General features: G+C 39.5%; 24 protein-coding genes and 1 riboswitch. Of the genes, 12 read left to right on the plus strand and 12 right to left on the minus strand.

The annotated features are described in order from the left end of the window. Positions 1-443 precede the first annotated feature (443 nt). Positions 444-1,229 carry a sulfite exporter TauE/SafE family protein gene (locus LMC10_RS10220; RefSeq protein ID WP_229269759.1) on the minus strand — a complete coding sequence of 262 codons (786 nt, stop codon included), beginning with the start codon at positions 1,227-1,229 and terminating at the stop codon, positions 444-446. Positions 1,230-1,337: 108 nt separating this feature from the next. Continuing rightward, positions 1,338-1,427: riboswitch (TPP riboswitch) on the plus strand. A gap of 67 nt (positions 1,428-1,494) precedes the next feature. Between LMC10_RS10220 and LMC10_RS10225 the strand changes: the two genes are divergently transcribed. The 5 genes from LMC10_RS10225 (at position 1,495) to LMC10_RS10245 (ending at position 6,514) form a co-directional block, all read left to right on the plus strand. Then, entirely contained in the window at positions 1,495-2,055 is a 561-nt protein-coding gene (locus tag LMC10_RS10225; RefSeq protein ID WP_020843359.1) for an ECF transporter S component, read from the plus strand. Between the two features lie 4 nt (positions 2,056-2,059). Then, positions 2,060-3,442, plus strand: a complete 1,383-nt coding sequence (locus tag LMC10_RS10230) for an ATP-binding cassette domain-containing protein (RefSeq protein ID WP_229269760.1) — start codon at positions 2,060-2,062, stop codon at positions 3,440-3,442. Next, positions 3,432-4,085 (plus strand): energy-coupling factor transporter transmembrane component T family protein, encoded by a 654-nt coding sequence (locus LMC10_RS10235; protein ID WP_035169072.1) that lies wholly within the window; start codon positions 3,432-3,434, stop codon positions 4,083-4,085. The genes LMC10_RS10230 and LMC10_RS10235 overlap by 11 nt, the downstream gene beginning before the upstream one ends. Before the next feature lie 41 nt (positions 4,086-4,126). Then, on the plus strand, positions 4,127-4,468 hold the full coding sequence (locus LMC10_RS10240) for a magnetosome magnetite crystal formation protein family (protein ID WP_003669070.1): 342 nt from the start codon (positions 4,127-4,129) through the stop codon (positions 4,466-4,468). 84 nt (positions 4,469-4,552) lie between these two features. Next, the gene (locus LMC10_RS10245; RefSeq protein WP_229269761.1) at positions 4,553-6,514 is read left to right on the plus strand and encodes a cation:proton antiporter; all 1,962 of its coding nucleotides are present in this window, start codon (positions 4,553-4,555) and stop codon (positions 6,512-6,514) included. 47 nt (positions 6,515-6,561) lie between these two features. Here LMC10_RS10245 and LMC10_RS10250 read toward each other — a convergent pair whose 3' ends face one another. Next, a complete protein-coding gene (locus tag LMC10_RS10250; protein ID WP_152700161.1) occupies positions 6,562-6,918 on the minus strand; it encodes a DUF1304 domain-containing protein in 357 nt (118 codons plus the stop codon). Positions 6,919-6,931: 13 nt separating this feature from the next. Continuing rightward, positions 6,932-7,912: an alpha/beta hydrolase gene (locus tag LMC10_RS10255; RefSeq protein ID WP_229269762.1), complete on the minus strand. Its 981-nt coding sequence runs from the start codon at positions 7,910-7,912 to the stop codon at positions 6,932-6,934. Positions 7,913-8,033: 121 nt separating this feature from the next. Here LMC10_RS10255 and LMC10_RS10260 point away from each other — a divergent pair, with 121 nt between their 5' ends. Next, entirely contained in the window at positions 8,034-8,447 is a 414-nt protein-coding gene (locus tag LMC10_RS10260) for a helix-turn-helix domain-containing protein (RefSeq protein WP_003664887.1), read from the plus strand. 10 nt (positions 8,448-8,457) lie between these two features. After that, the gene (locus tag LMC10_RS10265) at positions 8,458-9,315 is read left to right on the plus strand and encodes an SAM-dependent methyltransferase (protein WP_229269763.1); all 858 of its coding nucleotides are present in this window, start codon (positions 8,458-8,460) and stop codon (positions 9,313-9,315) included. 54 nt (positions 9,316-9,369) lie between these two features. Here the strand turns inward: LMC10_RS10265 and LMC10_RS10270 are convergent, their stop codons facing one another. Next, positions 9,370-10,356: a zinc-binding dehydrogenase gene (locus LMC10_RS10270; protein ID WP_229269764.1), complete on the minus strand. Its 987-nt coding sequence runs from the start codon at positions 10,354-10,356 to the stop codon at positions 9,370-9,372. A gap of 45 nt (positions 10,357-10,401) precedes the next feature. Beyond that, the gene (locus LMC10_RS10275) at positions 10,402-11,814 is read right to left on the minus strand and encodes a PTS galactitol transporter subunit IIC (protein ID WP_065533341.1); all 1,413 of its coding nucleotides are present in this window, start codon (positions 11,812-11,814) and stop codon (positions 10,402-10,404) included. 154 nt (positions 11,815-11,968) lie between these two features. Between LMC10_RS10275 and LMC10_RS10280 the strand changes: the two genes are divergently transcribed. The 3 genes from LMC10_RS10280 to LMC10_RS10290 all read left to right on the plus strand — a co-directional run bounded on the left by LMC10_RS10280 (position 11,969) and on the right by LMC10_RS10290 (position 14,915). Further along, positions 11,969-13,138: an MFS transporter gene (locus tag LMC10_RS10280; RefSeq protein WP_229269765.1), complete on the plus strand. Its 1,170-nt coding sequence runs from the start codon at positions 11,969-11,971 to the stop codon at positions 13,136-13,138. 174 nt (positions 13,139-13,312) lie between these two features. Next, positions 13,313-14,194 (plus strand): XRE family transcriptional regulator, encoded by an 882-nt coding sequence (locus tag LMC10_RS10285; RefSeq protein WP_229269766.1) that lies wholly within the window; start codon positions 13,313-13,315, stop codon positions 14,192-14,194. 10 nt (positions 14,195-14,204) lie between these two features. Beyond that, complete coding sequence (locus LMC10_RS10290) at positions 14,205-14,915, plus strand: lantibiotic ABC transporter permease (protein ID WP_229269767.1); 711 nt, start codon at positions 14,205-14,207, stop codon at positions 14,913-14,915. A gap of 231 nt (positions 14,916-15,146) precedes the next feature. Here LMC10_RS10290 and LMC10_RS10295 read toward each other — a convergent pair whose 3' ends face one another. The 3 genes from LMC10_RS10295 to LMC10_RS10305 form a co-directional block, all read right to left on the minus strand. Next, positions 15,147-15,605 (minus strand): hypothetical protein, encoded by a 459-nt coding sequence (locus tag LMC10_RS10295; RefSeq protein WP_003669080.1) that lies wholly within the window; start codon positions 15,603-15,605, stop codon positions 15,147-15,149. After that, positions 15,602-16,009, minus strand: a complete 408-nt coding sequence (locus LMC10_RS10300) for a hypothetical protein (protein WP_003669993.1) — start codon at positions 16,007-16,009, stop codon at positions 15,602-15,604. The genes LMC10_RS10295 and LMC10_RS10300 overlap by 4 nt, the downstream gene beginning before the upstream one ends. Positions 16,010-16,138: 129 nt before the next feature. Beyond that, positions 16,139-17,152: a lipoate--protein ligase gene (locus LMC10_RS10305; RefSeq protein ID WP_229269768.1), complete on the minus strand. Its 1,014-nt coding sequence runs from the start codon at positions 17,150-17,152 to the stop codon at positions 16,139-16,141. Between the two features lie 200 nt (positions 17,153-17,352). Between LMC10_RS10305 and LMC10_RS10310 the strand changes: the two genes are divergently transcribed. Both LMC10_RS10310 and LMC10_RS10315 read left to right on the plus strand, forming a co-directional pair. Next, the gene (locus LMC10_RS10310; protein ID WP_229269769.1) at positions 17,353-17,820 is read left to right on the plus strand and encodes a universal stress protein; all 468 of its coding nucleotides are present in this window, start codon (positions 17,353-17,355) and stop codon (positions 17,818-17,820) included. A gap of 11 nt (positions 17,821-17,831) precedes the next feature. Then, positions 17,832-19,760, plus strand: coding sequence for a GTP-binding protein (locus tag LMC10_RS10315; protein ID WP_229269770.1), 1,929 nt, complete (start codon positions 17,832-17,834; stop codon positions 19,758-19,760). 207 nt (positions 19,761-19,967) lie between these two features. On the opposite strand, the gene LMC10_RS10320 is transcribed toward LMC10_RS10315, so the two are convergent. From LMC10_RS10320 to LMC10_RS10335, 4 genes are all read right to left on the minus strand, one after another. Continuing rightward, positions 19,968-20,870: an ROK family protein gene (locus LMC10_RS10320; RefSeq protein WP_229269771.1), complete on the minus strand. Its 903-nt coding sequence runs from the start codon at positions 20,868-20,870 to the stop codon at positions 19,968-19,970. A gap of 37 nt (positions 20,871-20,907) precedes the next feature. Next, a complete protein-coding gene (gene brnQ / locus LMC10_RS10325) occupies positions 20,908-22,248 on the minus strand; it encodes a branched-chain amino acid transport system II carrier protein (RefSeq protein ID WP_229269772.1) in 1,341 nt (446 codons plus the stop codon). Between the two features lie 133 nt (positions 22,249-22,381). Further along, positions 22,382-23,128, minus strand: coding sequence for an alpha/beta hydrolase (locus LMC10_RS10330; RefSeq protein WP_229269773.1), 747 nt, complete (start codon positions 23,126-23,128; stop codon positions 22,382-22,384). A 34-nt stretch (positions 23,129-23,162) separates the two neighbouring features. After that, a complete protein-coding gene (locus tag LMC10_RS10335) occupies positions 23,163-24,518 on the minus strand; it encodes an APC family permease (RefSeq protein ID WP_229269774.1) in 1,356 nt (451 codons plus the stop codon). Positions 24,519-24,737: the final 219 nt, after the last annotated feature.

Genomic DNA, 24,737 nt, shown 5'->3' on the forward strand with positions numbered 1-24,737 from the left:
TTCATCTGATTATTCAAACTACTATGACCTCGGCTGACTTCTGGCTTACTCAACACTGCATCACTGCACCGCTTGTTTCTGTGGAAATTAAACTTATTCCTCTTGTCGGAAACGTGTAGGCCAGATCTCCCCGGGTAAGGATATTAACTTTCATACCATGTCACCGTTAGCTTTACTAAGAGTAACTTCGAGTAGTATTGGACTTCAGTTTGGTTTGCAACCTTATCCAGTTACCCTCAGCCTTATAGCTACTTCTTGTTCATCGGTGCAGTATTTTGCCTTAGACTTCCTTCAGATTCCGTCTCACGACGGACACCCTTGTCCTCAGCTCATGGTTCCGACTACTACGGCCCATAGCGGACTTTCACCGCCTAGTTAATACCCATGCCGGGCGCACAAACAAAAGGATCATTGCCAAACTAGATGACAATGATCCTTTTGCTTCACATTAAATTCCGAATTACCAATGAAACTGCCAAAATCAATGAGCCAATCCCGACAATTATTTGCATCAGACGGCCAGGCAGGTGGCGAACAATAATTGGTCCTAAGTAGCCCCCGATTATATTTCCAATCATCAACGGAATAACATAATTCCAATAAATTGTCGTCTCAAGGGCGAACACTATCCAGGATGTTGTATTTGTAACAGTCATCGCAACATTTTTTAGCGCATTATTAACGGCAAAGCTCTTTTGCCGATTGATCACTGTCAGCAAGGTTAGCATTAACACTCCGGCTCCCGCATTAAAGAAACCCGAATAAATCCCAACAATAAAAATACCAATGATTGATAAAAATTGACCGATCCGTGATTTACCAAATAATTTACTATTTCCTGCCATCGTCCCCGTACTTTGCTTTGGATGATGGGGAAATAACAAGATAATTCCAGCTAACGCAATGCATAATGGCACCAGTTCCGCAAACCACTTACTGGGGACAGCAAATAGCAAAAAAGCCCCAATAATGGAACCAGCAAATACCAATGGCAAAATAATCCATAATTGCCGGCGATTATGCTCTAACTCCTTAAACGATGAAAAGACCGAACTATAGTTACCAGTGACCGTCGAAAAAGTACTCGTTACGTTTGCCATCACTGGTGGTAATCCTAGTGCAAGCAGTGATGGGTACGAGACTAGTGATGCTAAACCAGCGGCTGCACTAATAATCCCTGAAAGAATCCCAATCCCTAGCAATAATAAAACAAAAACTACTCCACTCATTTTTTAAACCATCCCTTTAAATACTAGTACTAATTGTAAACCACTTTTCTAAGATAAGTAACCTAATTAACGATTTGCATTCCGTTATAATATTAGCTATGATAATGGAAAACAAATCTGGGGTGCCAAACGGCTGAGATAATACCCATTGAACCTGCTCTGGTTAATACCAGCGAAGGGAGATTCAGTGATATTAACTTAATGATTAACTCCATGATTTTTTGTCATGGAGTTTTTTTACCCTTATATTTTAAGGAGTTTTATTATGACTAAACGTTCACTACATTTGCGCGATATTATTTTGCTTGCCCTAATTGGAATTATTTTTGGTGTAATTTATTTTGCGGCCGGTTTTGTCTATAACGGCTTAACTGTTCTACTGACACCAATCGGTTATGGTCCAATGGCTAATGATTTAACAATGGGAATCTGGTGTATGGCTGGACCACTTGCCGGCTTTTTGCTTCGGACACCGGGAGCGGCTTTCCTTGGTGAGTTTTTGGGAGCAGCCGTTGAAATGCTTCTCGGCGACCAGTGGGGAGCAGCCAACCTAATTTCTGGGGCAGTTCAAGGTATCGGGTCTGAGTTAGGTTTTACTTTTACGCTTTATAAAATGTATAACTGGTTGACCTTGCTCATCTCATCCCTCACCCTTACATTTGTTACCTTTGGCTGGGATTGGTTCCGCAATGGCTATAACCACTTCAGCGGGCAAATGCTAATTATTATGCTTATTGCGCGCTTCATTTCAATGTTTGTCTTCTCTGGAATTCTGGTTAAATTGATTACTAACCTTCTCCAACGAGCCCACTTAATCAAGCACTAAGACTATGAAAAATATACGATTTAATGATCTTTCATTTAATTTTGATCAGCAACCAATCCTTAAAAATATCACCGCCGAATTTACGGCCGGAAAGATTCACTTACTTACTGGGGTCTCTGGGAGCGGTAAATCCACCATTCTCAAGTTAATTGCTGGTCTCCTGCCTAAATATGGTGGTGAAATAGTTGCTGGAGCAGTCGATGTACCAACAGATGCTCAAATTGGGATGGTATTTCAAGATCCGTTAATGCAATTTGCCCTTGATACGCCACGCCACGAATTAGAATTCACCCTAGAAAATTGCCAGGTACCCACTGACAAAATTCCAGAGCGCGTTAAAGAAGCTTTACAATTTGGTAAAGTTGACGATCTTGCTAACCGTTTAATCACCACACTCTCTGGTGGGCAACAACAGCGCGTGGCTTTAGCAGCTGCTACGGCAATGCAACCGAACGTGCTTTTATTAGACGAGCCCTTTGCCAATATTGATGAAGAAAACCGGCAACTTATCCTTAAACAATTAGTCCGCCTCAACAGTGACTATCACACAACAATTATCATTACTGACCACGATTTGCATGGTTACGAGCGACTACATCCACTGGTTTGGCAATTAACTAAGGGACGCCTTGCCCAGCTTTCCAGTAAAAATAGTAGCCAACTTTTGACAGCGAGCGCTACTCCCCAAATTACCACTGCCCTTCCCCCGTCAACATTGCCCGCGATTATCAAATTTAATGAATTAGCAATAAAACGAGATAATCGTTCTTTACTTTTACCAACCAATTTAGGCATTGTTAAAAATAAAATAACTTTACTAACTGGACCAAATGGGATTGGTAAATCTACCCTCCTAAAGGCAATTGCCCGGCTTTTGAAATATGAAGGAAAAATTGACTATGAGGGAGAAAACATTCAAAAAATATCACCTGGGAAATATTACAAGCATCTAGGATTAATTTTTCAACATGCAAACGATCAATTCCTAAATGTAACCGTTGGCGAAGAACTGGCATTGGGCTTTAAAACTTGTCAGAATCCCTATTTTAGCCAGCAACGAGTCAACAAGGTATTAACGGCTCTTGGTCTGAACGGACGAGAAGAACAAGTTGTTTATTCTTTGAGTGGTGGTCAAAAGAAAAAGCTGCAAATCCTGCTGATGTTAATGCGCGGACAAGAAACCTTATTGCTTGACGAACCATTTACTGGGTTAGATCCAGCATCTTTAAAGACTGTCCTGCACCTAATCAAAGCATCCCAAAAAGAAAAACCCCAAACTTTGCTGATTGTTAGTCATCAATTAAGCGGACTTGATGGTTTCATTGATTATCATCTTACAATGAATCATCAACGTCTTAATTATGTTGGAGGGAGTTATGAATCCTAGTTTAAAATTATTACTTGTTATTTTGCTTTCACTTGAGCTGACTTTTGTGACTAAGCTGTGGATTAACCTGATTGTCATTGTAGTGTGTTTGCTAATCCTTATTCATCAGCGATTTCACTGGCGACAATTTTGCTGGTTGGCTTTTGTCCCCCTTTTTCCGGCACTAGCTATTTTTATTACAATTGTCTTCTTCAGTCCTAGTCACAGTCTCTTCGATGGAACCGTTCTTTTCAGTCGACTCTACGTTTATGTCTGCCTTGGGACAGTCTTTACGTTTACAACCGATACCTTAACGCTTGCTCGCTCATTAGAACAAAATTGTCACCTTCCCAGCAAATATGCTTATGGGGTGCTTGCCGCCCTTAATCTGATTCCGAAAATGAAACAAGCCGTTACAACTATTTATACGGCAGGACAAATGCGGGGCGTTAATTTACATTGGTGGTCACCAACGCTCTACTTCAAAGCGATTCTGGTTGCGATTCAATGGTCAGATCAATTAGCGCAGGCCATGGAATCACACGGTTTCGTGGAAGGGCAAGCACGAACAGCTACCGTGGATATCCCGATTACCAGCCACGATTGGCTTTCTTTTTTAAGTATTATTTGCCTTGTACAGATAATTGTAATTGCGCTCCCTTGAGTTTTCATGCGATAATAATATAAAAAGAAGGGACTGATATAGTGAACGATAATAATTTAACGGACCGGATCGTTAATGCTTTATCCTATTTAAGCATCTTATTTTTACCAGTTATCTTTCCACTAATCGTGTGGATAATTGCCAAAAGCAGTGATCGACCAACTATTGCTAAGAACGCTCGCTATGCATTTTGGAGTCAAATTTTCCCATTGTTATATGTAATAGGCGCAATTTTAGTCTTTAGTGTCTTTTCATTAAACCCCGCTAACTTCCACGGGGGCGCATTGTTTGGAATTCTCCTAACATTTGCTCTTTTATTAGCCCTTTTGTTATTTATTTATAATATTGCCATGGCCGTAAAAATGCTGATTGGCCGTGAGTAAGCTAAGAGAGTAGAGACCAGGAAATGCTAGCATTTTCCCGGTCTCTCGTTTTTTATTCAAAATATCAAGTGAGGTGATTAATCGATGGAAATGATTTTAGGCATTGTTCTTCTATTGACTGCTGTTGTTGCAGCTAATGTTGTTCATCTTGTTTACCCTAAGATTCCACTATCCATCTATCAAATTATTGCAGGAATTCTTTTAGCATCCCTGCCTACTGAGGCCACTAACTTTACCATGCATCCAGAATTATTCATGATGGTGATCATTGCTCCTTTAATGTTTAATGACGGGCAGAACCAATCATTCCGTTATCTTTCAAGCAATATCAAATCGATCCTATCAATGACTGTTGGATTAGCACTTGTAACGGTCTTGATTACTGGTAGCTTTTTACATTGGCTTCAACCAGCAACGTTCTCCTTAGCACTTGCCTTTATGCTGGCTGCGATTGTTACGCCGACTGATGCGGTCGCTGTAAAGTCGATTACTACTAATATGAAGGTCCCTAAAAACGTTAACGGTGCTCTGGAATATGAATCCCTCTTTAATGATGCATCGGGAATTGTGCTTTTAGATTTGGCGCTGGAAACCTACCGTTCTGGACAATTTTCGCTTGGTCATGGAATCTGGATCTTTGTTTATGTTTTCTTCGGCGGAATTATCTTCGGAGCAGTACTAGGGAGCCTATTAATTAGTCTCCGTACTAGTTTGATGCGGAAGCACGTTGATATTGGCTCCATCGTTATTCCGATCAACGTAATGACTCCCATCGTTGTTTACTGGTTGGCTGAAGAACTACACCTTTCAGGAATCCTAGCCGTCGTTGCAGCGGGAGTTGTTCATAGTATCCTCTATGATCGAATGCGGCTTACATCTACTAAAGTGCAAATGTCTACTACCACTATTTGGAACATCATTAGCGATGCGTTAAACGGGTTAGTATTTGTCCTTTTAGGGGTGATGCTTCCGCAGGTACTTGGAAGGACTTCTTGGCAAAATCTGGGTGCAATCGTTGCCTTAGCCTTTGCTATCTATATTATTACAACCCTCTTAAGATTTTTATGGGTCCGGTTTAAGTTCGTCAACATTCAATCGACTAACCTTAACCGTGATAGTCTCTTAATGGCGTTAGGAGGAATTCACGGAACGATCACTCTGGCATTAGCATTCTCGTTGCCAGTACTGATTAATAACCATCAATTTGCCTTTCGTAATTCAATGATCCTGATTGCCGCAATTGTTATTTTGATTAGTATTGCTGTCGGCGCAATTGGGTATCCAATTATTTTACCGCCTAAATCTAAGAGTTATTCGAAGAGTGAATTTCAAAAAGAACTTATTAAAACAGTTCAATATGCTATTAATGAGCTACGGACTTCAGAAAAATATTCACCAGAAAAAGCCGTTGTTATTGACCAATTGAGTAGTCAAATGACGCAATACCACGAATTTAATCGTAATATTTATAGTCAATTAATGGGTAAAGCTCATCAAATTGAATTAGCTACCTTAGACCGACTTAACGAAGAAGGCCGAATCTCTGACAAGGAGGCCAAATTCCTCGTTAATTTTGTTACGCGGTCGATTTTCCGCGTAAATAAACACAGCTTTCTTGAATTATGGGTCATCTTATGGCACCGGTTAAAATGGCGTTTTATTCGCTACCGCCATCTCAAAAAAGGCTCCCGCTATAATGTGGGGCCAAAATATCAATTAACCAAGGAACAGCGCGCTGAAACAGCTGAGATCCTAGAAATAATTAATCGTGAAATCGATAAATACCTTCATTCGATTGAAACTCCACAAAACGCGAATGAAGTTGCCATGGTACGACGGACGTACTTCCAACGAAAACGATTCTTCCTGCACGATATTTCGATGGATACCGACCTCATTACTTCTTTATTTATTGAGGCATTTCAGCTTGAGCATAGTTATGTTCAAATGCAACTTGCTGATGACCAATTTTCACAAGAATTAGCAAACGCATTAAACGAACAGATCTCGACTGATGAATTGGTTTACACTCAATCATTAGACTAAAAAAGGAAATTGCTGCAAAATCTTGCAAAGCAATTTCCTTTTTATGTTTAAAGAAATGTAAGTAAAAACGCAATCAACGCTGGTAAAAATTGAATTAGAATAATTTTTTTGGTTGCAGTAAGCGCACCAAATAATGCAACAACCATCACAAAAACCAAGAGCATTTGCCATACCAATACTAAGGTTGCTCCACTAAATAACCAGTAACTGGCGATGATGGCTGCTCCTAAGGCCCCGTTATAAATCCCCTGGTTAGCGAATGAAACCTGTGCTTCATGCTGTTGCGTAAACTTAAGCGGTAAGTCAAACGCCTTGGCTTGCTGTGCCGGGTTACCAAAGATTTCTAAGGCCATAATACCTAAATGTTCGATTGCAACAAACATCGTAACAATAATTGCAAGCATCTTTTTCCTCCAACTATTTAATATAGTGATTTAAAAATTTTGTCAAATGGCGCCGATATTCGCTAGGATGGGTCGCATATGACTTCGCATGCGCTGCTCCTGGTACTACCCACAATTCTTTGCTTCCCTCTGTTGCACGGTAATTGCGATAAACCATTTCAGTTGGAACAAAATTATCTTTTGCTCCATGGATAAATAGCATTGGGCGATGATTATGATGCAACATATTTAAGGAGCTAGCTTCATGAATGTAAAAACCATTCTTCACCCGATTAATTAAACTCATCGTACTTATTAATGGCACCCGTAAAAACTTCGGAATCCCATATAAATTACCAGCTTCATAATTCAATTCATCATTAAGACTCGTATATCCACAATCTTCGACAAATGCTTTTACTTGTGGCGGAAGGTTAATGCCACTAGTCATCATTGTTGTCGCACCACCCATGCTAACACCAAACAAGACTACCTGACTGTCTTCTCCATTATGCCGAATAAGCTTATTAATCCATTTGCTAATATCATAACGCTCTGGCCATCCATAACCAATGTATTTCCCTTGGCTTTGACCATGAGCACGCGCATCTGGCATTAGAACATTATACCCCATCTGATGGAAAAGCGCGGCATATTCGCCCATCTTCTCTTTGTTACCCATAAATCCATGGGCAATTACCACATTTTTAGTTGTCGATTTAGCAGCCGGAATGTAATCAGCAACTAGTTTATAATTTCCACTTGCCGATTTCATTGTCCATTTTTCTTTTTTGGCATGCTTAAACCACATTTTCTGCTCATACAATGGATCATTTCGTGAAATTTTAGTTGAATTATTAATAAAATCCTTATGCCCCGGTACCATTGCCACCGAGAAAAAATAGCTACTAGCGGCAAAGATTGCCACTGCGATTACAATTACAATTCCAATGAGCCATCGCCAAGGATGCCACTGTTTCTTTTTTGTCTTTGTTTTCAAAATAATTAACCCCATGTCGCATCATTTAATCAATGCGCTTAGTTTAGCACACTTTCTGTTATTTTGCATATTCTTTTCATTCAAAATCGTGATGCTAATGTTAAAATAGATAATGATATATTAAGGGAGTGAAATAATGTTTCCAGAACGCCTACGAGCACTTCGCAAAGGACAAAAGATAACCTTAAAGGAGCTTGCTACCCATCTCAATGAAAACCTTGGCCCCAATGAAAAGCCAAACACTGCTTCGCAAATCGGTAACTGGGAACGCGGTATTCGGACCCCGTCATACGTTGAAGCACGAAAACTAGCCGAATTTTTTGATGTCAGTCTGGACTACCTTACCGGAAAAACTGATCGTGATGATTTTGATTTAGCAAAATTATTTTTCTCTAGTAAGAACCTGTCGTTTAATCAAACTGTACTTTCAAGTGATGATCGATATGAAATTTTTCAACTAATCGATGGTTACTTAAAGGGACGGCATAATCGCCGGGATACAGACACCTTCTATGGTAAGCAAGAACAATTAGATTTAAAACTTAAATAAGGAGTTTCTGATGAATCCTAAAAAATTAAAACAGCTAAAAAAGCGGGTAAAAAAAGCTCATCAAATTGTTAATGAGCCTTCATATATTCAAGAACTAAATACCTACCGTGACCTATTCGATGACTTTCCTCCTGTAAAATACCTCATTAATAATGTTTTAGAAAGTGATCGACTACTCAAAAACGGCTTATTGCCACAACCTCTACCAAAATTATTATTGCCGGATAACATTCAAGATACCATTTTCAAAAAGGTTAATGAACAGTTCCCACAAGGTGATCCACGCGGTGATAAACTTTGGAACAAATATAGTGAGGCGTTGCCAAAATTAGATAAGGCGTTGCGCAACTATCGTGATTATCTCGAAGAAACATACGGAATGTGGTCATACGTCAATGCACCTTTTGCCAAAGCACTTTCTGATTATTTAGGTGGGGCACCGACACTAGAGATTATGGCCGGTAATGGGTATATTTCTAAGGGATTACGCAATAACAATGCGACTCAAAAGATTTATACTACCGATAGTCAGGCATGGGTAAAAGAAAACGAAACGGGCAAACACCCTGTCACTAAGATTGAGAAGTTGGACGCTCTAGAAGCAATCAAAAAGTATGGTGACGAGGTCGAATATATCATTATGTCATGGGCTCCCGACAAAGGTGAAATTGACTGGGATGTCCTGGAACTTCTTCGTTCAACATATCCCGAAGTCAAATTATTAGTTATTGGCGAAAAAGATGGCGCAACTAACTCTAAGAAATTCTGGCAAGAGGCACAATTAAGTCAAGACGATGAGTTACAGAAAGTTAATGCTAACTTGCACTCGTTTGATTTGATTGATGAACAGATTTATCTAGCAAAATAAAAAAAGTTGAGGTTAAAAGAGAACAAAAATTTTCTCTTAACCTCAACTTTTTATTTAATCAATTTTAACCACTAATTTTCCGACTACTTCATGATTTTTAATCGCTGTTAAGCCATCAATAATTTGATCAAACGGAATTACTTTCTCAATCAAAGACTTTACATTCCCATTAGCTATTAATTTTAATATTTCCGCATTCATTCGGCCTAAATCAGCCTGCTGAGATGGGTTACCACTGAGATGCGCCCCACCAAGATTAACGACATCCATCCCTAGACCGCGATCAAACATTGGAACATTATCAAGTGAAGGAACGTCAACAATCGTTACTAAGCGTCCATTATAGGCTAACCGTCGCAAATCAAGTTCTGCTTCTTTTTTACCTACCGTATCAATGATCAAATCAACGCCAAGCCCATCGGTGAGATCGGCCAACTTTTTATCCACATCTTCAGTTTGATAGTTGATGATTGCATCTGGAGCAAGCCGCTTTACATAGTCATATTTACTCGATGAAACAGTCGTAAATATCTTGCAGCCATGAAGTTTAGCAAGTTGAATAGCGATACTGCCAACACCACCCGCACCAGCATGAACTAACACGGTATTAACATTGGAAAAATTAGCTTTGCGTTCTATTGCTTCATAAGCTGTCAAAGCCCCACATAAAGCACTAGCAGCAACTTCATCGGAAACAGAATCCGGGATCTTAGCTAATTCATAAATCGGGGCAGTCACATATTCGGCGAAACAACCATTTTGCGTTAAATCACCATGTCCAGATACCCGGTCACCAACATGCCAATTTGTAACTCCCTGACCGACACTAACAATCTCCCCAGCAACATCCAATCCAAGGATATGTGGATACTGCCAAGCACTAACGCCGTCTTCAACAATTTTATAGTCGACTGGATTAAGCCCAGCAGCATGCACCTTGATTAAGACTTCATGTTCAGCTGGCGTAGGAACTGGGACTTCCGCAAAATTCAAATCTTGCAATGAACGATCTGCTGCTTTTTCGACTACTAAGGCTTTCATTTTTTCGCTCTCCTTAATTTTATGACAATTATTATAGCACTTTGCCTAAGCATTCTTCATGGCCATCTTATTAAGGTAGTGCCAAATTTGCGAACGATATTTCCGTAATCCGAACAACATCACAAGGTAAATGATAACTGCTAGTGAAATCCAAACGGGACTTTCTGATATAAAGGCAGCAAAAACCAATGCATTCAATGGTCGTGCTACTAAGTTAAAGCTTGTTACCAGGACTACCCCGGTTGGAATTGCAACGCCATAGTGGGCCACTGCTGCGGTATAGACCGGACTGAGCCAACTAGCTGCATATAAGCCTAAACTAAACCACACAATTCCCGTCGCAATTACTTTTAAGATATTTCCACGAGTCACCGCGACAATTGATTCAATCATGTACGGAATTGCAATTAAATCAACTACCGGAAGGGTCTTATTGCCAGGAAGGATAAAAGCAATTAAAACCATAATCGGGATTAAAATGATTCCTGAAATTAAAGTGGCTGATTCTCCATAGCCAACGCCATCATCAACAGCTAGGAACCACCGCTTTTTATCATAACGGCTATTTTTGTTTTCGCCATGTCGTTTCTTCTGCTGCTCATCAATTTCAGTCGCGATGGGAATAAATGCCTTTGCGAATACGTTTGTAACAAGGGGGAAGATTGCCATAACGGCAGCTAGTTGAATCGCAAATTTAGTAATCTGTCCCCACGCGCTTATTTTCCCCAGTGAAGATAAATTACCCAAGATCCCAATTATTAATCCCAGGATAATTCCCATTGTAATTGGTTCCCCAAAGACACCTAGTTTTTTCTGAAAATCTTTAGGGGTCATCTTCACTTTGTTAAATCCCAGTAAATTCCATAATGGATCTAAAATAATTGCTGGAACCACTTGCTCGATATTATGTAAGGAGTCGACGGTGGTATTTTCGATTCCATAATAGTCGGCCCATCTATCTGCTTGAATCTCCGCTAAGACTAGTGAGTACAGGAGCATAAAAAATTCCAACCCTAATGAGAGCCAATAATTATGAGTTACATAAAAAGCTAGCGTGCCCCAAATCATATATCCAAAATTATTCCAAATATTAGAAGGCAGAAATACTTTGGTAACGCCAAGCGCAAATAAAATTAATTCAGCTAGTAATCCAAAAACAAAAAACGATAAACCAACCGTTGAGCCAAATGCTGCTAATGATCCTGCTTGCCAGCCAATATCAACCACTGGCAGTTTAATCCCCGTATTATCAACCATTTGGCGGACAATCTTAGTCACCACTGGCGTAAATTCTGTGATAATCCAGGTAAAACCAGTTAAACCGACACCAGCATAGAAGGCACTCATCATTGCTGTCTTAGGCTGCACTCGTAGTAATAAAGCAATGATAAAAATTATTATTGGGACAACTACACTCGCGCCAAAAGTTTGAAAAATAGCATTAACTTCTTGAAGCATGTTTTACCCCCTCCATCGAATAAACTGTTACCTATATTTTCCCTAAGACCAGTCTTTTTAGCAAGACAAAAGGTTTATCTGCGTTTGCTGTAGAAATCCATTCAGAAATTTGCTACAGTATGATGAGTTTAATTTATTAGGGAGGGTACATTTTATGAAATATCGTTTACAAGCTATTATTTTTGTCTTCGTTGCCTTTATGCTTGGGTGTAACGAATATATGATTGTCGGCGTTTTACCTGATATTGCCCATGAATATCATGATTCGCTTGGTAAGTTAGGCCTACTTGTAACTGTATTTGCCTTGGTTTATGCTATTTTCACTCCGATTATTACTTCAATGGCAAATCGGTGGCGACGACATCATGTTTTACTAGTTCTCATGGTCATCTTCTTTATCGGCAATACGTGGACAGCGATGGCGCCAAACTTTATTTCAATGTTGCTTTCGCGGATTCTAACTGCTAGTGTTGCCGGTGCGATTATCTCGATGGTCCTCGTAATGGCGAGCTATGTTGCGCCGCGTGAAAAAAGAGCAAGCCTGGTTTCATGGGTTTTTGCTGGGTTTAGTATCGCGTCAGTTATCGGCATTCCAATCGGGACCGTTATCAGCACTACCCTTACTTGGCATGACAGTTTTTGGATGATTTCTGGAATTACGATCATTGTTTTTGTCGCCTTGATTTGGCTCGTCCCACGTGATACGCCTCAATTTAAGAGTACCCTTAGTAAGCAGTTTGTGTTATTTAAGGATTCACGAATCATTCTCGGTGTTAGTTTCATTGTTGCTATTTGTGCGGCTGACTACACAATTTATACCTATATTCGTCCTTTAATCACTAACGAAATGGGCTTTGATAATACCTGGTTGAACTGGCTCTTATTCGGAATGGGAATCTTCTTTATTATTGGTAATAAATTTGGTGGCTATCTAGCTGACCGTGGCGGAATTCATCGTCTCAGTGGAATTTACGCGGCAATGACAGTCTTATTTCTCATCTTTGGTCCCGTCTTACCATTCAAGTGGGGTGCCATTATTATTGTGGCTGTCTTATGTATTGCCTTTTCATGCTATGGTTCTTCCACCCAATTAATGTTCCTTGATATTGCCGAAAAACAATATCCTCAATCACTTGACTTAGCTTCATCCTTAAACTCAATTTTTGCTAATATTGGTATTTCACTAGGCTCTTTTACTGCCTCTCAGGCTGTTACCTTCACTGCCATGAAAAACCTCGGTTACGTTGGCGCAGTCTATGGGCTTATTGCAACAATACTAGTCATCGTCCTGAGCAAAAAATATACGGGGATGCGCAATTATTAATCTTAACTTTGAGTACAGATTGATTTTTCTATCTGTGCTTTTTTATTTCCCGGGAAATTTATATGCAACTAATAGTAGCGAGGTGAGCAATTGTTGTTATCTAAGGATTCTATTGACCTTTTAAGCAGATCCAATTAAATTCTAAATATAGATTTTGAAAAGGAGCTTTTTGCTATGTCATACTCTTTCCCGCATCAACTGCTCAAATTGCGGACTGAAAAACAATTATCACAAGCTGAACTAGCTACGCGCCTATTTGTTTCCCGCCAGGCCGTCTCCAAATGGGAAAACGGGGATGCTGAACCAAGTATCGACAAGCTAATTTTGCTTGCCAAAGTTTTTAATGTTTCATTAGACCGCCTCATTCTGGGAACAAACGACTTTAATCAACCACTGGTAAAACTTAATAATATTGTTAAAACTTTTAACACACCAGTTCTCAACAACCTTGATTTAACTATTCAGAATAATGAACGCATTGCCCTCCTTGGTAGTAATGGCGCTGGTAAAACAACTTTAGTAAAGATAATTGAAGGTGCTTTGAAACCCAACGAAGGTACTGTTAAATGGTATTTTAATAAAAATGATTCTTTAAATATCATGTCCCAAGAAAATGTTTTAATTCCGACCCTAAAAGTTAAAGAGCAAATCAGTTTGACAGCCGCCATAACTAAGGTTGATTCAAAACAACGAATCAATTATCTTCTTGATCAATTTAAATTATCATCCCAGCAAAATACAATTATTGCGAAATTGTCAGGTGGACAAAAACGTCGCCTTTCGCTCTTACTTAGCGTCCTCCGTCAGTCCAAACTTCTGATCCTAGACGAGCCGACTGTTGGGATGGATTTAGAATCAATTGACTATTTTTGGCATTTTATTGAAAAGGTTTCGGGAAGTATTTTAGTTATTACTCATGATTTCAATCAAATTGATAAATTCTTTTCCCGTGTTCTGCTTCTTAAAGATGGCCAAATCTCTCACGACATCCCTGTTAAGGAAATCCACCAACATAATCAAACAATCGAACAATGGTATCGTCAACATAATCGTTAGGAGCTTTCTTATGAATATCATAGCAATTCAACTAAAACAAGTTTTACGCAATCGTCGTTTCTTTCTTTTTACTATTCTCCTGCCAGGTATTTGGTATGTATTTATGATTCAAGTTGCTAGTACATCTCTCCCTGCCACTGGCAACTTCCGGCTCGCTTTACTCTTGCTTGCTCTCCTAATGGGAATACTCGGTAATTCAATCGTTACTTTCAGCAAACGGATTTGCAGTAATAAAGACTTCTACATTCTTCAATCGCACATTAGTCACTACTCTCTGTGGAACTATTTATTTTCGCAATTAATTACCCAAGTCATCATCAATTTGTTCATCACCATCGTAATTATGATTCTTGCTATTTTTCTTCATACTATCGAGTTCAACTTTATTACTATCACTAGTATTTTGTTAACCAATATCATCGGAATATATCTAAGCGTGATCGGGTTTGCAATTGGCCTTTCCTTTGACGCACCAACTGTCGATGCCGCCGGAACCCCAATCCTATTTATAATCGCAACTTTTATTACTCCTTGGAAACACCTCTTACCAGCTAATTCTTTTATTGATTTTTTTGCTAATGTTCAAAAGCTATTTCCAACTTATTATCTTTATGCCGACCTTGATCATCTATCGGTTGGTCATCTTGGGTTACTATTTGTAACTGCGATTATTACGCTGTTACCTTGGCTTGGCTTTATCTACCGAAAATTAATCAATTAAAAACCGGAATACCTAGTACTAAACATACTAAGTATTCCGGTTTTTCGTGTATTGATACTATCTCAAGTCAATCAGCACTGTCCACATGGCCGATTAACTGGACACCTCACAATCCGGTGAGTTAATGTGTCCCACTTGTCAAAATGTCAATGGTAGCTCTTAGGGTCGCTACCAGACCTCTCGACTCATCGCAAACTATAATTTAGCATATTTGACCCATTGATGCAACTCTTATGCTCTTGCTTCCATTATATCTGCAAGGTGTTCGGCTACCCATTCTTGAGCTTTGGTAACCAAATCAGTTGTCTTTCCGCTTTGATCGGTTTCATTTGCTAATTCATCGATCCGCAATCCCGTTTTATTAATATCTTCACTCTCCATTACTAAATAAAGATTAACAGGGTACTCGATCTCTTTATCCAATAATTTAACATCTAATCGCTCTGCCTCATCCATCGGTATGTTGATTAGGTTGGTTTCTAAGCGAAAGCTAACTGGATCACCTTTTTTCATTTTAATATTCATCTTATATTGACCAAGGTGTCCCGTATCAAGCTGTTCAATCATAAAGTTAATTGCAGTTGTTAATACTGTTTTTTGCTGTGATTGGGCAGCAGTTTTTTCAACTTCTTCTGTCACAACCTGATCGCTCGTCAACTGTGACAAATAATCAGCTACTGACATCTTCATTTTTTCATTTGCTCCTTCATTTTTTCAATTTTAGCTTTTGTATAGTCTGCACGCTGTTTTGCACCATAATAAACACCAGCAGCTCCTACTAAAATTCCAACAATACTTAGTGCTTGAATAAATAATCCGTATGCACTTTCTCGTGGACTTACCATTTGAAATGCGGCTAAACTAGCGATTGCAAAATAAAGGTTTACTAAAATCGTTGCATATCCACAAAAACGCATCTTTAAAAACGATAATCCGTTAACAATGATTGCTAAAACGATAAAGAGGAGCAGCCGCGGCCATACAGATGATGATGTCAGCGAGTGACCATGCTGAACAAACATAAAAGCATCAAGGACTAATGCAATTACTGCTGCTACTGATGTTACAATAACAACTTTTTCATTATTTTTCATTTATTTTGCCAACTTTCTTTTTTGCTATCCCCGCGGATGATCAATATTTTTACATCCCTTAATTAACGAAAAAGGAATGTAACGATTAATTACACTCCTCATTTTACTAAATTAAGTTAAAAAGCTCAATTATGCGAGTAAATCAGCTACTTCAGCGGTTGGAATTCCCGTAATATATTGCTGGGTTCCTTCCTCTTCAAGGACTTTAGCAATCTCATCATGATCATACTTAACTCCTTGGAGCTTTTCTGCTAATTGGTTAATATCCTGCGGACCAAAGAAATCACCATAGAATTTCACGTTTTTGATTACGCCATCTTTAACATCAAAGCGGGCATCAATTGTCCCCATATCAAAATGTTTTCGCCGCTTAACCGTAAATTCTGGCGACTTACCATAGACCCAATCCCAGTTGTTATAGTACTGCTCATAGATCTTATCAATTTCTTTTTGATCCTCGGGGGTAACAACGTATTGCTTATCCTTAATCTCTTCAAGGTCGTCAACATGGAAGAGACCCTTTAGCAATTCATCCCTAAATGTTGGCACATCAATATCTTGGTACTTTTCATCCAAGTATGGGCGGAGGTTCGTAACCCGTGATCGAACGGATTTGATTCCCTTTGAAGCAATCTTATCTTTTGCCACATGAAGAGCATCCGCGACGACACTTAAGTCAACGTCAAGCATTAACGTTCCATGGGAAAACGTCTTTCCATTACGTGAATACATCGCATTCCCCGAGAATTTCTTACCATCAACTAAAATATCATTACGACCGCTGACTTCTGCACTAGTAGCACCCATTTGATGAAGAACATTAACAATTGGCTGGGTAAACGATTTAAAGTCACCGAATTCTTCACTATCGCTTGGGACCACAAAACTAAAACAGAGGTTCCCTAAGTCTTGATAAACAGCACCTCCGCCTGATAAACGACGGGTTACCCGGATATTGTGTTCCTTTACATAATCATGATTAATCTCTTCAAGCGTATTTTGGTTTCGGCCAACAATAATACATGGTTCTTCATAATAAAATAGTACTAAAGGCTCTTTCCCAAAGTCCTTATTATTCATTAAATATTGTTCTGTAGCTAAATTCATTCCAATATTATGAGAAGTCATTGAAACATAACGCATAACTAGCACCCTCTTATAAAAACATCAACATAAATAGACTAAAACTTTACTTTTGTCATTTAGTCATCCAATTGTAGTGTACGTCTTTTAGTAAGCGTTTGCAATATATTATCGACAAAGTAAAAAATACTTTCTTTTTTACATCTTTTTAGGGCGAAAACATTTTATAATAAAGGTATAAACTTTCGGAGGTGTCTATTATGACAGAAATTTATCCATACAAACACATTCTAGTTGCTGTCGATGGCTCAAAAATTACTAGTAACGTCTTAGAAAGTGCCATTGATTCTGCACTACGGAATCATGCTAGCCTTGATATCTTACGGATTGTTCAAGTAACGCAACTAACAGATGGCTATAGCAATGCGGCCCTTAGCAACGAAGAAACATATAACATTGTTAAAACCACCAAGGAACGACTCGATGACTTGAAAAAGCGTGCGGTCGATGCGGGGGTTGAAGACGTTAACGTTCATATCCGGTTTGGAAATCCAAAACGTGTTATTGCCCATGAATTTCCGTCAGATCACGATACTGACTTGATTGTTCTCGGTGCGACTGGTGTATCTGGTCTTGAACGCTTTGTTCTTGGCTCTGTTACCCACTATGTTAGTCGGATGGCAAAATGTGATGTTCTTGTTGTCCGCAAAAACGACCATGTTAACTAGGTGAAAAAACGGTGAAACAAATTGTTACTGGCATCGTTGCTCATGTCGATGCTGGAAAAACGACTTTAACCGAAGCCCTCATGTATGAAACCGGCGCTATTCGAAAGCTAGGCCGCGTGGATAATGGGGATGCTTTTTTAGATCCTGATACGCTCGAAAAACAGCGCGGAATCACTCTTTTTACCCATCAAGCTGAACTAAGCTACAATACCCTTGCGCTTACCCTTCTCGATACTCCGGGACACGTCGATTTTGCTAGTCAAACAGAACAAGTCTTACCAGTCCTTGATTATGCAATTCTTGTCGTTTCAGCCACCGATGGTATTCAGGGATACACGCGCACATTATGGGATCTTCTTGCGCGTTATGATATCCCGACCTTCATTTTCATTAACAAAGAAGACGTGATTGGTGCTGATCCTAGCAGTGTTACCGAGCAACTGCAAAAAGAATTTTCGCCAGCTTGCCTTGATTTTGCTGATCCATTAACTGATGAAGTTCGTGAAACAATTGCCATGCAGGATGATACAGTTTTAGAAAACTACCTCAGTACTGGCAGCCTTAGCGATCAAACAATTCAGCAATTGATTAAACAACGTAAAGTGTTCCCTTGTTATAGTGGAGCAGCCCTAAAGTTAACTGGAATCACTAATTTCTTAAAGGGACTTGAGAAATGGACAGTTTCGCCTGAGTTTTCTGATGAGTTTGCGGCGCGGGTATTCAAGATTTCCCATGATGACAAGGGCAACAGACTTAGTTGGGTTCGTGTATTCGGTGGCAAAATTCCAGCTAAATCAGTTTTACTAAACGAAGAAAAAGTGAATCAAATCCGAATATATAACGGGGCTAAATTTACCCCAACTCAGGCTTTAAACGCAGGTCAAGTCGGTGCTCTTACTGGATTAACTTCCACATCCCCTGAACTTGGTCTTGGTAAAACAAAGCCACTCCCGGCGCCAGTCATAAAACCGGTCTTAAATTATGCTGTTAAAGTTAATAAAGAGGACCTTCATGCTTGTCTCAATGCCTTAAAAGAGCTTGAAGATGAAGATCCACAACTACAGATCTCTTGGCATCCTCACATCCAAGAGATCCACGTTCAAATTATGGGAGAAGTTCAACTTCAAATCCTGCAACAATTGCTTCAAGAACGTTACCAATTAGAAGTTACATTTGATGAGGGAAACGTTCTCTATCAAGAAACGATTACTAACAAAGTCGAAGGGGTCGGTCACTTTGAACCATTACGTCACTATGCCGAAGCCCACCTTCTTTTAGAACCGGGAAAACAAGGCTCTGGAATTACAATTAGCAGTGACTGCAGTCTTGATATTCTTGATCGCAATTGGCAACATCAGATCTTAACTAGTTTACAAGCCAAAGAACATTTAGGGGTTCTTACAGGTGCTCCCCTTACCGATGTTAAAATCACCCTCGTTGGTGGTCGCGGCCATATTAAACATACAGTTGGTGGAGATTTTCGTCAGGCTAGTTGGCGAGCGGTTCGTCAAGGATTGATGGAGCTGAAGGAACAAAACAAATGTCAATTATTAGAACCTTGGTATGCTTTCCATCTTAAAGTCCCGAATGACCAAGTAGGACGCGCAATTAACGATATTCAACAAATGCATGGTACGTTCGCGCTTGATGAGGCTAATAGCCAAGAACTAACCCTGATTACGGGAACCGCTCCTGTTGTGGGCATGCGCGACTACGCCCAAAATGTTCGCGCCTATACTCACGGCCAGGGTCAACTCGAGCTTGTTGTTGCTGGCTATTATCCATGTCATAATGCTGAAGATGTTATTAAAGATGTTAATTATGATCCGGTTGCTGACCTAGAGAACACTCCTGATTCCGTCTTCTGTGCGCATGGTGCTGGTTTCCCCGTTCCATGGAATGAAGTCCCAACAATGGCGCATTATCCATATAGAAAATAGGTTGTTGATAAAGAGAGAGGCTGTGAAAAAACTTCGTTTTTTCAACAGCCTCTTTATTTATACGAACATTATTTAAGATATCGTGGAAATTAACCACAAGGCTCGAGGCTAAGTTCGAACGCTAATCAGCCCGTGCCGTGCTAATCACCGTTCTATCCTTAGCCCACCGCCTTGTCGAGAAGGTTAATTCCCACTCACTCTCTTTTTTCATTCAATTGTCAATAGCAATCCATACAATGCACCTAATAAATTAGCTTCATTGCCAAACTTTGCGGTCATTATTTCTGGCATCGTGACATCATCATGAAGACGGTAATCACTCTTTTGCAGAATCATAAATTGCTTCTTTATTTCATCAATTAAGATTTTTTGCGCACTAATGCCACCACCAATGAGCACACGTTCAAGGTCAACAACTGTCTGGATATTTAAAATCAAAACAGCTACTCGCCGACAAAATCCTTCAAATAAGGACCAAATAACTGGATTATGACGATTAATTTCTTTAAATACTCGCCGGCCATCAGTTTTATCCTTAATATCACAAATATCAGCCATGGTTTCAATCATCTTAACTGCTGAAGTAGTAGCCCCCATTGTCGAATAGTGAAGTTCAGGCGCATCATTATCAATGATCATGGCACTTAATTCACCGGCCTGAAAATGCGGTCCATGCAAGAGCTGATTATTAATAACAATCCCGCCGCCAACTGAAGTTCCTAATGTAATTACAGCGCCATTACTGATACCGTTGAGATTACCAAGCCACATTTCTGCTAATGTCGCACAATTAGCATCATTACCAACATATACTGGGCAATGAGCTCGTGATTCCAGATAGGCCGCAAAGTTAAAGGTCCCCATAAAGCCAAGGGCACCAGTAAACTTTACCTCTCCAGTCGTCGGATTAACGACTCCTGGAAGACTAACACAAATCGCAGTAACCTTGTCTAAAACTGGCTCAACCACAGCAAAGATTGCAGCCAGAAACGCTTCTTTTTGATGAGGAGTTGGGACATGGTTTCTCTCAAAAATATTACCAGAGTGATCAATTAAAGCACTCTTTATCTCTGTCCCACCAATATCAATACTTAAATACTGTCGTTGCATAACTCCTCACCTCATTTCTCTTATATTATACACGACTCTACTGTTGAGGGTACCAAATACAAATACTGATGAATAGGCCAACAAGGGTAAAAGGCAACCAGCTAAAGCCAAGTTGGTACAAGGGAAAGTATTTTTCTGCAAAATGAATTAATGACATGCTAAATGTGGTATCCCGTAAAACCGGTGGGAAAGCATTTACCATATCAAAAAACGCAGGAATCATTGTTATACCTGTCGTGATTCGGTAAATTAACGAAGCTCCCTTGAATAGGGGCGAAAAAATACCTAGTAGGATCAACACAATGGCTAACGGGTAAAGGAACATTAAAACTGGTATCGACCATGAAACGATCCGGTCCAATCCCATGTTAGCAACTAGAAATGACAACAAGCAATTTCCCCGTAAAAAGGCTTTATAAGAGATCTGGGGGAAACGATAGTGGAAGTCCTGGGCAAAAGCGACTACTAACCCCATCGCCGTTGTCATACACGTGATTGTCGCAAGGGTTAACAATAATACATTTCCAAAATCTCCCATATAATAATGAGCAATTTGATTTAATGTTGTTCCCCCATTAGCTGCGATTGTGAATTGGTGCCGACTCGTTGTTCCTAAATAAATTAGTCCGATATACAAAATCCCAATTCCCAAAATTCCAATCATTCCACCCTTGGTAGTAGCGAGTGAAACTGATTGTTGAGATTTAAAACCAAGTTGGCGGATTGCGGTAATAATCGTAACGCCAAAAACCAATGCTGCTAATGCATCAACAGTATTATATCCCTGAATAAAACCATTACTAAAGGCATGATTAACATATTCTGGAGTTGGTTGGGGAGTAGTTGTACTTCCCATTGGATGAATAAAGGCAAGAAGAAAGATCAAAAATAACATAATAAGGAAAATCGGATTTAAAACCTTACCAATTATTTCGGTGATTTTTCCTTCACGCGTTGCAAAAAAGTAAACAATTAGAAAAAATGCTCCGGTATAGGCTAATAATCCCCAACCTTGCATCCCTTTACTTAAATATGGCGCAACTCCAATCGTATAAGGAACAGTTGCCGTACGCGGGGTTGCACATAAAGGTCCAATAATTATTTGAACCAGGACAAGGAAAATAAGGGCAAACCTTTTCCCATTCGGTAAAGCTAGTTCATATAATCCATTTGCATGTGTAATACTAATCGCTAGTAATGCAAATAGCGGTAAAAGAACACCAGAAAGCAAGAATCCGCCCGTTGCTGCTATCCACTGGTTACCGGCTAATTGTCCTAAATGTACAGGAAAAATTAAATTTCCTGCCCCAAATAACATCCCAAAAATTAGCGACCCAATTACCAAGTAGGTTTTACACGCTGCTTTAATTGAGTTCATAGTTAATCACTCGCTCCTTTTCTCTCAATTTAATCTGACGCTAAATTATACCATGAAATAGTCGCTGGAACAGAAGTACATTTTAATCAAAAAGGACCGTTACATCCTCTCAAATGTTAACGATCCTTTAAAACTAATTTTTTAAGAAGTTAGCTACTAGTTCCAAAATTTCTTGGCGTCGTGAGCCATTAAACATATGCCCTTCTCCAGGGATTAAATGTAATTCACTGTTAGGCATGATTACATTATATTTCTTTGATGCTTCAGGGGAAACCACATTATCAGCTAACCCATGAATTAGCAGTGTGGGGCCACTATAATGTTGCGCTGTTTCGTAAATTGGTAAAAGCTGCGCCGTTCGGAAGTAGTCGCCGCCAACGGCAAAGCCATGCACATCAACCGTTTCTGGTATATGGTTAGGGTCATATTGGCTTCCCTGACAAACTCCTTTTAGTGCATCATCTTTCAAGGTTGCAGCAGGTGCCAGCAGTACTAGTTTTGTAATAATATCGCGATAATAAGCCGCCAGCATCGAAGCAACTACCCCACCTTGCGAATGACCAATTAGGTAAATCTTCTTTGCTTGCATAGTTGTGTGAGCATAGTCAATGATTTTCATTCCATCCAGGATTTCACTGAAAACTGTCATATCCTTGAATTCACCATCACTATGGCCAGTCCCATCAAAGTCAAAGCGTAACGTTGGAATTCCTTGTTGGTTTAAATAGTGCGAAAGAGCATACAGAATTTTAGAATCATCATATCCCAGATTGCCCTTAAAGCCATGCATCAGAATTGCAACCGTATCGTTTTTAATCGTCGTTGTTCCTTCAAGAAGGCCATATAGTTTTAGACCATCTCGTTTGATTGTTATTTCCATCAAACCACCTCTCGCCTATTATACACTGTTTGACTTAGTGTTTTAATTTCTCCAACATTGCACGGTGGTGAGCCTCGTGTTTCTCATCCACCTTAACAAAGAAGTAAGAAACCGCGGCTAGGATGGCGACTACAACCCCAACTGTGATCGTTTTAATTGTGAAATTGGTTACCATGTAGCACGAGATTAAGAGTGCTAACACTGGAATGATATATTTTCCGGGAAGCTTAAACCCGTGATTAGGGAATTCATTAGTATGTTTAAACTTAATTACTGCTAAAATTGATGGAACATATTGAACAAACGAAGCAAGCACAATACAAGAAACAAGAAAGAGGTAAGATTGAGTAACTAATAACATTGAAACAACGGCTGTCAGGATGATTGCTACCCAGGGTGCATCATGGCGGTTCTTTTTACCAACCCACTTTGGCAACATCGCGTGTTCATTCGCTAGTGAGGAAATTAATGACGGAGTGTTAAAGGAGGCCGCAAATGCCACCCCGAAAATACTGATTAACATTCCCACAATTACTAAAATGTATCCCCATTTACCGACACCAGTTCCAAAGGCATTTGCAATTGGCGTACTATATTTTGACATCCTAGTTCCCAAAATACCGATTGCTACCAGCATCATTAGCGAATACATAATCGTTACACTAACCATTACGGCGATTAACACGCGCGGAATATTTTTCTCCGGATCAGTCATTTGCTTTGCGGCAATTGGAATAAAGGAAAAGCCGGTAAACATATAGAAAACAACACTAAAAGCTGCTCCAAAATGTTTGGCAAGCGGCATTGCCCCGGTGGTTGCTACATGAGGAATTACCGGTGAAAAATTAGCAAAATGAATACAAAAAACACCAATAACAATAAAAGCAAGAATCGTAATCATTTTTGCAGCTGAAGAGAGGTTATCGACCAACTTAACAAGCGTCCGACCGAAGAAATTAATAATTGAGAACAATAAAATTAAGCCAAAAACAGAAACATAGTATACCCAATGAGTATTAAAAATCGGTAAAAAACTTCGGAGAGTTGTCAACAAAGCTACCACTTCGGCAGATAAAGTACAGCATCCCAGAAACCATGTAAAGATGCCGAGCTCATAGCCAGTAAACCGGCCAAATGCATTATAGGAATAAAGCCATGCCGCACCCGATCCGGTAAACCGACTAGAAAGGTCTGCATAACATAATGCAACCATACTAACCGTAATCGCTGCACAAAGTAAGACAAGGACACTTGCTAAATTCATATCTTTATAAATAACTTGTGGTAGCAAAAAAGCACCTGAACCAATAACACCATTAATACCTAAAAAGTAAATTGAAATAAACGATAACTTTTTAGGATTTTTCTTTTCCGTATTGATAAGCTCCACCTTCTATCCTTTATAACAAAAATAATATTACCTTCATTTAAAGTCTATTCTTATTTTAAAGGGTTTACAAGTAAGGCAAGTTAACCAATCTTTATATTTCCATCGAGTAGGAGATAATTGATTAATTCAATTATCGACCTCTCACACCACCGTACGTACGGTTCCGTATACGGCGGTTCGACAACTTAATCACATTGAATTGACTGGAGCGTCTTGGAC

The sequence above is a fragment of the Limosilactobacillus reuteri subsp. simiae genome (assembly GCF_020784875.1).
In the GTDB taxonomy this organism is placed as follows: Bacteria; Bacillota; Bacilli; order Lactobacillales; family Lactobacillaceae; genus Limosilactobacillus; species Limosilactobacillus reuteri_H.